The 9,921-nt window shown below is 72.0% G+C and carries 7 protein-coding genes; 5 read left to right on the forward strand and 2 right to left on the reverse strand.

All coding sequences use genetic code 11. The features are described 5' to 3' along the window. Nucleotides 1-69: 69 nt before the first annotated feature. On the reverse strand, nt 70-2,106 hold the full coding sequence (locus ACHZ99_RS30345) for a HelD family protein (protein ID WP_420308022.1): 2,037 nt from the start codon (nt 2,104-2,106) through the stop codon (nt 70-72). 367 nt (nt 2,107-2,473) lie between these two features. Between ACHZ99_RS30345 and ACHZ99_RS30350 the strand changes: the two genes are divergently transcribed. From ACHZ99_RS30350 to ACHZ99_RS30365, 4 genes are all read left to right on the forward strand, one after another. Next, on the forward strand, nt 2,474-3,061 hold the full coding sequence (locus tag ACHZ99_RS30350; RefSeq protein ID WP_420308023.1) for a hypothetical protein: 588 nt from the start codon (nt 2,474-2,476) through the stop codon (nt 3,059-3,061). Between the two features lie 24 nt (nt 3,062-3,085). Further along, complete coding sequence (locus ACHZ99_RS30355; protein WP_420308036.1) at nt 3,086-4,009, forward strand: ketopantoate reductase family protein; 924 nt, start codon at nt 3,086-3,088, stop codon at nt 4,007-4,009. Nucleotides 4,010-4,124: 115 nt separating this feature from the next. Further along, complete coding sequence (locus ACHZ99_RS30360; RefSeq protein ID WP_420308037.1) at nt 4,125-5,354, forward strand: NAD(P)-binding protein; 1,230 nt, start codon at nt 4,125-4,127, stop codon at nt 5,352-5,354. A 30-nt stretch (nt 5,355-5,384) separates the two neighbouring features. Beyond that, a complete protein-coding gene (locus tag ACHZ99_RS30365) occupies nt 5,385-6,569 on the forward strand; it encodes a MalY/PatB family protein (RefSeq protein ID WP_420308024.1) in 1,185 nt (394 codons plus the stop codon). A gap of 26 nt (nt 6,570-6,595) precedes the next feature. Here ACHZ99_RS30365 and ACHZ99_RS30370 read toward each other — a convergent pair whose 3' ends face one another. Then, on the reverse strand, nt 6,596-7,540 hold the full coding sequence (locus tag ACHZ99_RS30370) for a UDP-glucuronic acid decarboxylase family protein (protein WP_420308025.1): 945 nt from the start codon (nt 7,538-7,540) through the stop codon (nt 6,596-6,598). A gap of 438 nt (nt 7,541-7,978) precedes the next feature. Between ACHZ99_RS30370 and ACHZ99_RS30375 the strand changes: the two genes are divergently transcribed. Beyond that, nucleotides 7,979-8,344 (forward strand): hypothetical protein, encoded by a 366-nt coding sequence (locus tag ACHZ99_RS30375; RefSeq protein WP_420308026.1) that lies wholly within the window; start codon nt 7,979-7,981, stop codon nt 8,342-8,344. The last annotated feature ends 1,577 nt before the right edge of the window (nt 8,345-9,921 follow it).

The raw sequence follows: 9,921 nt of genomic DNA on the forward strand, positions 1-9,921 counted from the left end.
GGGGGACCGCGCGCCGCCGCGCGGGCGGGGGACGCGGCCGCGGGGGCTGCGACCGCGGGGGTGCCGCCGTTACGCCGCCGCTGCGCCCAGCTGCACCGGCAGCGGGTCCGCGTGCAGCACGGTCAGGCCCGACACCGCGCGCGTGAGGCACACGTAGAGGCGGCGCAGCCCCGTCCGCTCGTCCGGCTCCCCCGCGACGATCGCCGCCGGGTCGTCCAGCACCACGTAGTCGTACTCCAGGCCCTTCGCCAGCGACGCGGGCACCAGCGTCAGCCGCGCCCCCGCCGACGTCTCCTCGCCCGGCGCCAGATACGCCAGCCCCGCCGCCTTCAGCGCCGCGCCCAGCGCGGCCACCCGCCCGTCCGCCGCGATCAGCCCCACCGAACCCTCCCGCCCCCGCAGCACCGCCGCGCACGCCGCCGCCACGGCCCCGTCCAGCGCCGGCCGCGCCACCTCCCGTACCGCCAGGTCACCGGCCGACTCGCGGATCGACGTCGCCTCCGCCAGCCCCGGCGCGATCGACGGCAGCAGCCGCGACGCGTACGCGATCACCTCCCGCGGCACCCGGAACCCCTGCGTCAGCTCCTCCACCACGGCCCCCGGCTTCCCCAGGTGCGCGAGCGCCACCGCCCAGCTCTCCGTCGCCCACGGCGTCGTGCCCTGCGCGATGTCCCCCAGCACCGTCGCCGACCCCGTGGAGCACCGCCGCCCCACCGCCCGGTACTGCATCGGCGACAGGTCCTGCGCCTCGTCCAGCACCACGTGCCCCAGCGACGGCGTCCGCTCCACCACGTCCCGCGCCTCGTCGATCAGCACCGCGTCCGCCGCCGACCACCGCGCCGACCGCACCCCGCGCGGTGCCTTCTCCCACAGCAGCGCCTTCTGCTCCGCCGCGTCGAGCACCCCGTCCGCGTGCTCCGCCAGGAACCCGGCGTCCGACAGCAGCCGCAGCACCAGCTTCACCGGGTCCACCGCCGGCCAGATCGCCTTCACGGCCGCCTTGACCGCCGGGTTGCGCGCCACCGCGTCCTGCACCCGGTCGTCCGGCGCCTCCCCGGCGCGCTCCATCCGTACGAGCACGGCGTGCGCGATCCGCTGCGGCAGCGCCTCGCGCGCGGCGTTGTAGCGGATGTCGCGGTCCAGCAGCTCCCGTACCAGCTCCGCCACCTCGTACGCCGGCACCCGCCACCGCCGCGACCCGCGTACCACCACGACCGGCTCCACCGGCATCGTCACCCCGGCCCGCACCGCCCGCCGCAGCAGCTCCGCCATCCGCGCGTCGCCCTTCAGCCGCGCCACCGGCGCCGGATCCGTCCCCCGCACCTCCACGTGCGCGACCAGCTCCGCCACCGTCGCCTGCCGCACGTCCAGCTCGCCGAGGGTGGGGAGCACCTGCTCGATGTAGCGCAGGAAGGAGTCGTTCGGCCCGATCACCAGCGTGCCCGTACGCGCCAGCCGCTCCCGGTGCGCGTACAGCAGATACGCCACCCGGTGCAGCCCCACCGCCGTCTTCCCCGTCCCCGGCGCGCCCTGCACGCACACCGTCCCGCCGATCTCCGCCCGGACGATGACGTCCTGCTCGGGCTGGATCGTCGCGACGATGTCGCGCATCGGGCCGACGCGCGGCCGCTCGATCTCGCGCTGGAGCAGCGCGCTGGACTTCGCGGCCTCGGCGGGGTCGGTGAGGTGCTCGTCCTCGTACGCCGTGATCTCCCCGCGGTCGTACCCGAACCGCCGCCGCAGCGCCACGTCCATGGGCTCGTTCTTCGACGCCCGGTAGAACGGCTGCGACACCGGCGCCCGCCAGTCGATCACCATCGGGTCGCCGTCGGCGTCGTGCACGTGCCGGCGGCCGATGTAGAAGCTCTCGCCGGGACGCCCGCCGGGCGCGTAGTCGAGCCGTCCGAAGAAGAGGGGGGTGTCGGCGAGGTCGGCGAGCGCCTTGATGCGCAGGTCGATCTCGGACTGGAGCACCTCGGCGTTGACCCAGTTCGCGGTCACGTCGGTGATGTCCAGCGCCTCGGCGTCCGCGCGCATGGCGCGCAGGGCGGTGCGGGAGGCGGCGAGGTGGGCGCGTTCGTGGGCGAGGGGGGCGGGCGTGGGCATGGTGGGACGAGCCTCCGGCGGCGGTTTCGTACGGGCGGGCGGTACGGCCACGGACGTGGCGTGGGCCGCCGGTTTCCGACCGGCAGGCGGCACTCCCGGGCACGGCGAAACGGCCGGGGAGGCGGGGGCAGACGCGCGAGCATACGCGCCGGACGGGGGCCGGTCCACAGAGTTTTTTCCGCAGGGGGTGTGGAATGCAGGGGTCTGCGGTGTGGGACGAGTCGGTACTGAGCCGCCGGACTGGGGGCTGTCCCGGGCAGCCGGCCGGCGCCGCCGCCCGATGGCCGGCCGGGCTGTCCGAAAACCCCGGTGCCGGGATCCCTCGTTCCGCCCTACGCTGGTCCGGCTTCCTTCTGAGAGCGGTCTGATGACTGAGTTGGCGAGTGCCGCGTTAGGGGCGTTACTGGCAACGATCGGGGGCTTCTATGCCGTTCGGAGGGTTGCGAAATGGCAGACCGATAAAACGATCGCCGCAACCTTGATCGTCGAGTACATGGCCCGTTACTCGGCGCCCGACTTCATGGAGACCAGGGACTCCGTCGACATCTGTCTTTCCGGAATGCGCGATCTGCCGATGGACCAACGGGTGGAGCGGTTCAGGCAGATCTGCCGTCGTGAAGACCTCGATTCGGTGCGGCTGTACAACCGGTTGCATGCGGTGTCGATGTTGTTCGCCGAGATGGGGGTGGGTTTCCAACGGGGTCTGATCGATGCCGAGGGACTGGCGATCTTCGATCGGATCCTGCCGTACTACTGGTGGGAACTGAGCCCGTTCATCGCGGCGTGCCACCTGTCGCACGGCTTCCCGGTCGACACGACTCGGCCGTTGGCGCACCAACCCCTCGTCTTCTTCAGTAAGTTCGGCTATGCGTACAGCCAGATGGTGGCGCACGGCATCGCTCGGGAGCCGGTGCCGCGATCAGTGCCACGGCAGCCGGATGCGCGACCGGAATGATAGGTAAATGGGAGTGAACGGATGATGCGACGGTGGCTTGTCGTCGGTGCGGGGGGCATCGGAGGCTATTTCGGGGGTCTGCTTGCGCATGCGGGGATGGACGTCACGTTCCTCGCCCGAGGCGGGCATCTCGCTGCACTCCGAAGCGACGGGTTGCATCTGGAGACGGTGGACGGTGCGTACCACGTCCCCAGGGTGCGGGCCCTTGGCGCGGTGACGGGAGGACAGCCGTACGACGTGGTCCTGTTCTGTGTGAAGACGTACGACAACACCACTGCAGCCGCTGGGATCGCGCCTGCGGTCGGTGACGGCACGGTGGTGATCTCGGTGCAGAACGGGATCGGCAACGACGATGTGCTACGGGCTGCGCTGCCCGGTGCACAGGTGTTCCCCGGGTTCGCGCACATCGTGTCCGCGCGCGTCGCGCCCGGTCGGATCCGGCAGTCCGGGGGGCCACGGACCCTGATCTATGGTGATCCCGAGCATCCCGACAGGGAGGTGCTGCGGGACATCGAGGCGGAGCTGCGATCGGCGGGAGTCGACGCCACCGCCTCCACGGACATCCTGCGGGATCAGTGGTCGAAGTTCGCGTTCATCGTCGCGTTCTCCGGGATGACCGCCCTGTGCCGGACACCGATCGGCCCGATCCTGCGCGACGAGGCGGCGATGCTCCTTTACCGGCGTTGCGTCGCGGAAGCCGTCGCGGTTGCCCGGGCGATCGGGGTCGCCGCCACGGAGGAGGCGGTGCTGACACGCACCGAGGCGTATCGCGGCGCGCAGGAGGGGGCGACATCGTCGATGCTGAGGGACCTGCTCGCTGGGCGAGCCACCGAGGTGGCGTCGCTGAACGGCGCGATCGTCGAACTCGCCGCCGCGCATGGCATCGACGCACCGGTCAACTCGGCCATTCACACCGCTGTCGCCCTTGCCGAGGCAGTCGGCGGGTAGCGGCCGATTACCGGAGCAGCGCTGACCACCGGAGCTGGACGGAAAGGAGACTGCCATCGAGGACCATGACGACACACTCGATCGTGGCGACCTTGCCTCCGAGACGGCCATCGTCATCGGTGCGGGTCTCGGCGGATGCTTCCTGGCCGTGGAACTGCGTCGACGGGGGTACGGGGAGGTGCTGCTGCTGGAACGGCTCCCGGAGACCTGCGGTGTCGGGCCGCGCGTGGTGACCGAGATCCATGCCGGTGGCGAGTACCCCTTCGACCTGCGCAGCGCCGTCGACTGCCTGCACGGGCTCGCGGCCATCCAACGGGTGCTGCCCGCCGAGGCGGTGACGAAGCCCCGGACCCACATGCTCATCGCCGCAGGTAGCGCGGCGGCCGGGCTGGATGGGCAGCGCTATGCCGCGCTACTACGGCACCTTCAGATCGAGTACGAGCAGATGGTCCGTCAGGATCCGAGCCTGGAGCAGGACATCTGTCCGGTCGGCGAGTTCTGGCGGCGGCTCGACCCGGACGAGTACGCCGACGTGGTCAACGTGGACTGCGGGTTCGTGACACCGCAGCGCGGGGTGCAACCCGACGTCCTCGTCTCCACGATCACGCGGATGCTTCACCGCACGGGCGTCGACGTACGCGTCGGACACAACGTCCGCCGGGTCGTCCGGCGCGGGCGCGGGCAGTTCCGGGTGGAGGCCGTCACCGAGGCCGGAGAGCGGACCTTCGACTCGTCCCAGGTCGCCTTCGCCAACCACGTCAGGGGTTTCGCGCTGGCGCGCGGGGTGGCTGACGACGGTTTCGCGCCGGATCGGGTGCATGTCGCGCTGCGGCTGATCGCCGATGTCGAGTACCGGCAGCCGCGCCCCTTCCCTGCGCCGACACGGCTGATGCTGGAGGGCGAATTCGGGGCGATGGACGCACCACTGGGCGCAGGGCACGGCCTCGTCTATCACCCGCCGCTGTCGCACCTGGAGCTGACCGAGCTGTCACCCCAGTACAGCGTGCCGGCCGACTGGCTCGACCGCGTCGCGCAACCCGCCGAAGCCGACACCGACCGGGCACGGCACCTGGTGGCCCGAGCTGCCGAGATCGCGTATCCGGTCCTGCGGGACGCCGTCGTGCGGCAGCCGCGCATCGCGATTGCCGTGAACAGCGTGGCCGACTCCCGGGTACGCCGGAACATGGGTGTCCGCATACCGAGCCGCGACTGTGTCAGCCTCGCGTTCACCACCAAGGCCACCACCACCGCCCTCAACGCCGCCCGCGCGGCCGACCACCTCACCGCCGACGCCCGGCGCCGGCATGCCGGGCCGCTGTCGGGAGGTGGCCGGCGGTCCCGGTAGATGCCGCGGACAATGGGTAGGGTCGAAATCATGGAAGCCGTCGCCGAGCAGTTGCCGGACTTCGACCTCACCGACGACGATCTGCGCCGCCGCGGCGACAAGAAGTGGCGCGACTGCCCTCCGGACGCTATCCCTGCCTGGCTCGCCGAGATGGACGTCGCACCGGCTCCTGTCATCGTCGCGGCCCTGCGGGAGGCGGTCGAAGCCGGCCTGGTCGGCTACCCCACCCTCACCGGCAGCGCCCTCCCTGAAGCTCTGAGCGGGTGGCTTCACCGGAACTTCGGCTGGCGAGCCGAGCCCGGTAACGTCGTCCTTGCCGGTGACGCCGTCGTCGGTGTGGCACTGGCGATCGAGGCCCTGTGCGCAGACGCGCCGGTCGTCGTACCGGTCCCGTGCTACCCGCCGTTCGTTGCCGCCCTTCCCCGGGTCGGCCGACAAATCGTGGGCGTGCCGTGCTCTCTCGACGGCGACCGGTACGTTCTCGATCTTGACGTGGTCGAGGCCGAGCTGGCCGCTGGCGCGCGCACCATTCTGCTGACCAATCCGCACAACCCCCTCGGCCGCAGCTGGTCCCGAGCCGAACTCACCGCCCTCCGGCAGGCGGCCGACCGGTACGGGGCCCGGGTGGTCAGCGACGAGATTCACGCTCCGCTGGTCCTGCCCGGCGCCGTCCACGTCCCGTACGCCACGATCGACCCCGACCGCCACATCACCGTCATTGCCGCCTCGAAGGCGTGGAACATCCCGGGCCTCAAGTGCGCGCAGGTCATCACCGGATCAGCGGCGGAGGCGGCCGGACTCCGGGCCTTGCCGCGGGCCGCAAACCGCGGCGTCTCCTCGCTCGGTGTGGCCGCGGCCGTAGCTGCCTACCGCGACGGCGACCCCTGGCGTACCGGACTCGTCGCCTACCTGCACCAACGTCGCGAGCAGTTTGGCCGGCTCCTGGCCTCTCACATGCCCCACGTGACCTGGCATCCGGGCGAGGCCACGTACCTCGCCTGGGTGGAGCCGCCCGGCCAGCCGGACCCGGCGGCCGCCGCCCTCCACAAGGGATCGGTCCTCCTCGACGCCGGGACGGCGTACGGCCCGCCCCCCGGCACAGCCCCCGGTGGCACCCGCATCCCGGGCTACGACACCTCGGTCCGCGTGAACATCGGCACCAGCGCGGAACGCCTCGAACGCATCGTCCTCGGCCTTGCCCGGGCCTGGACGTGAGGACCGGACCTGGACCTGAAGAGACGTCAGCCCGAAGCGGTTGTTCCTGCTCCTGCTCCTGCCGATGCCATCCAGGGGATGGTGCGGCGCAGCCCCTCGGTGAGGCCGACGCGGGGCGTCCAGGACAGCAGGCTGCGGGCCAGGGTGATGTCGGGGCAGCGGCGGCGCGGGTCGTCGACGGGGAGTTCCCCCGACTCGATCGACGACGGCGAGCCACATAGATCGCGGATGCGCCGGGCCAAATCCAGCATCGTGATCTCGTCGGTGTTGCCGATGTTCACGGGGCCTGGGTGATCGCTGGCGGCCAGGGCGAGAAGACCGTTGACCGTGTCGGCGACGTAGCACAGGGAGCGGGTCTGGGAGCCATCCCCGTAGACGGTGAGGGGCAGTCCGGCAAGCGCCTGGCTGATGAACGCTGGGACGGCGCGGCCGTCGCGCGGCCGCATACGCGGCCCGTAGGTGTTGAAGATCCGTGTGATGGCGGTGTCGGTGCCGTTGTCGCGGCGGAAGGACGCTGTCAGTGCCTCCGCATATCGCTTCGCCTCGTCGTAGACGCTGCGCGGGCCGACCGGGTTGACGTTGCCGCGGTAGCTCTCCCGTTGCGGATGCTCCGACGGGTCCCCGTACACCTCGGACGTCGAGGCGAGCACGAAACGTGCCTGCTTCGCATCGGCCAGCTCCAGGAAATGGAGCGTACCCAGGGCACCGGTCTTGAGTGTCATCAACGGCAGTTCGGCGTAATCCCGTGGCGAGGCCGGCGACGCCAGATGCAGCACGTAGTCGACGACGCCGTCCAGGCGGTACGGCAGTGTCACGTCGTGGGTGATCAACTCGAAACGCGGACTGCTGACGAGGGCAGTCAGGTTGACGGTCCGGCCGGTCGAGAGGTTGTCGATCCCGACCACGAGGGCACCCAGCCGGAGAAGCCGTTCACAGAGATGGGAACCGATGAATCCGGCGGCTCCGGTCACGACGACGCGGCACCCTGCGAACACAGTCCCGTCGAGCGCGGGCCCGTCGAGCCCGGACGCTGTTCGCGGTAAGGGGACCTCCACAGAAGGACTCCTCCTCGGGCATCGAGGATCGCTTCCCGGCCTGTTGGGAACGTCAGCTTGCGCGTCTCATTTTCCCGCATCCGGGGGCTGCTGGAATGATGGATTTCTGCCTTTCTTTGACCAGGAGAAGCGGAGAAGTGACGGTACCTGTACGGGACTCAGCGGCCCTCACGACCGGCCCCCGCCGCTCAGAACCACTCTGAGGTGGGCACGTTCGTGCTCTGGGGGGTGTCGGGCGTGAGTGAGGTTCAAATGGCTGGTACTGCGCTGGCCACGGGCGACCGCCCGCAGTTGTCTGTACGCCGACATACATCCATCCCGTCACGGGATACGGACGCGAAGGAGCGCCGCAGCATGCGAAGAAGACGGTTATCCGCCGCCCTGGCCACCCTCACCCTGGCCGCCGCCCTCGGCACCACGGCCACGGCCGCCGCCGCCCCGGCCACCGACGACCCCGGCCCTCTGCCGGTCTGCGCCACCGGGTACGTGTGCGTCCACCACGACCTCGGCGTCGTCACCCTCGTCCCCGAGGGCAACCGCCATACGTTCGACCCGGCCGTGAGGACGACGGCCGTGGTCAACAGCACGAAGATTCCGTACTGCATCGGCGGTACGTACAACACGGGCGTCGGCCCCGGCGACACCTTCACGCCGCCGGTCCCGTACGCCACCCGCAGCCTGACGCCGTCTCCGGACGGCATTTGCCTGACGACGGACTGACACGCGGCTGAGGGGGAGGGGCCGCCGGCAAGCCGGCGGCCCCTCATGCAGGCCCGGGGCCGGGCCTGGGCCCGGGCCCTGGGTGGGCGGGGGCGTGGGGTGGGCCGGGTCTTGTGGTGGGTGGGCGTCGGGGTGGGGGTGTGGTGCGGCGACGTGGGTGTGGAGCATTGGGGCCCACTTCGACGCCTGGCCGGTTCCGCCCGGGTGACCGGCGTTGGGAGTGGTCGGCGATGGGTCGGGGTGGACGGCGGTTGGGCCCTCGCGTGCCGCCCGGTCCGTCCCGGGGGCGAGGCCGGGCGGGTGCGTGTCGGTGGGCGGAATCGGTGGCAACTCCCGCCACGAACCGGCACAAATCATCCACGCGCCCCGACTTTCGCCCGTCGACGTGCGCGTGGCCGGGGGGAGGGGGCGTGGGGCGCTGCCCTGACCGGTCCGGGTGCACGGGGGGCGATGAACTCGCGGTAACACCTCCCCCGCGAAGCGGGGTAAATCGACCACGTGCCTCGACTTTTGCGCGTAGGCGTGCACGTGGCCGGGCCCAGGGGTGTGGGACGCGAGCCTGACCGGCTGGGGTGCACGTGAAGGCGCAGAACTCCCGGTAACCCCCTCCGCGAAGTGGGGCGAATCGCCCACGCGCTTCGACTTTCGCGCATCGGCGTGCACGTGCCGGGGCTGAGGGGCGTGCCATGCTCCCTGTGGGCCGGGGTGCACGTGAAGGTGCCGAACGTTCGGTAACGCTCCTCGTGAAGTGGGGCGAATCGCCCACGTGCCGGGACTTTCGTGCGTCGGCGTGCAGCGGCATCCGCTGCACGCCCCGGCCCTTGTGGCGTCCGCCGGTGGCGCCCGGGTGCGGGGGCCGGGTTGCCTCCCCGGTGTCGCGTCGTCCCGGCGCCTACCCCGTCCACCGGCCCGGCCCGCGCTCCCCGCCGCCGCCGGTGGGCGGGCCCCATCGCGGGGCGCGTCTGCGGGGGCCGGGCTCGCTGCCGGGGGTCCGTCCCCGGGCCGGGGGAGTGTCCGGAAGCGGGCCGGACCCGCCGCCCGGGGTCCGTCCCCCGTCCGCTGCGGCGCGACGGCGAGTGGGGCGGCCCGGTGCCCGGGGTCCGTCCCCCGTCGACAGGGTGTGACGGCGGTTGGGGCGGGCTCGCTGCCGGGGGGGGTCCGTCCCCGGGCCGGGGAGGTGCCCGGGAGCGGGCCGGGCCCGCCGCCCGGGGTTCGTCCCCCGTCCCCGGGGTGCGACGGCGTGCCGGGGGGCCCGGCACCCCGGGGGGCCGCCCCCCGGCGACCGGCCGTGGCGGCGGTCGAGCTGGGGTCTGGCTCGGGTGTCCCCCCCCGTCGCGGGGGTCTGCATGCGTGGGTCCGGTCCCTGGGTGCCCGCTCCCCCCGGGCCACCTCATAGCTGCCGGTCTGTTCACGGGCCGGAGTCCGGGGTCAAGGGTGGGGCGCAGCCCCATCGCGCAGCGACGCTCCCGGAGCGAAGCGGAGGGGACGCCCTTGACGCCGGACGGAGGGCCGCACGATTGAGCGATGGGGTGGCCCGGGGGGTGCCCCCAGGACACCACCCACCCCGACACCGGGAA

Source organism: Streptomyces sp. MAR4 CNX-425, assembly GCF_048656465.1.
Taxonomy (GTDB): Bacteria; Actinomycetota; Actinomycetes; order Streptomycetales; family Streptomycetaceae; genus Streptomyces.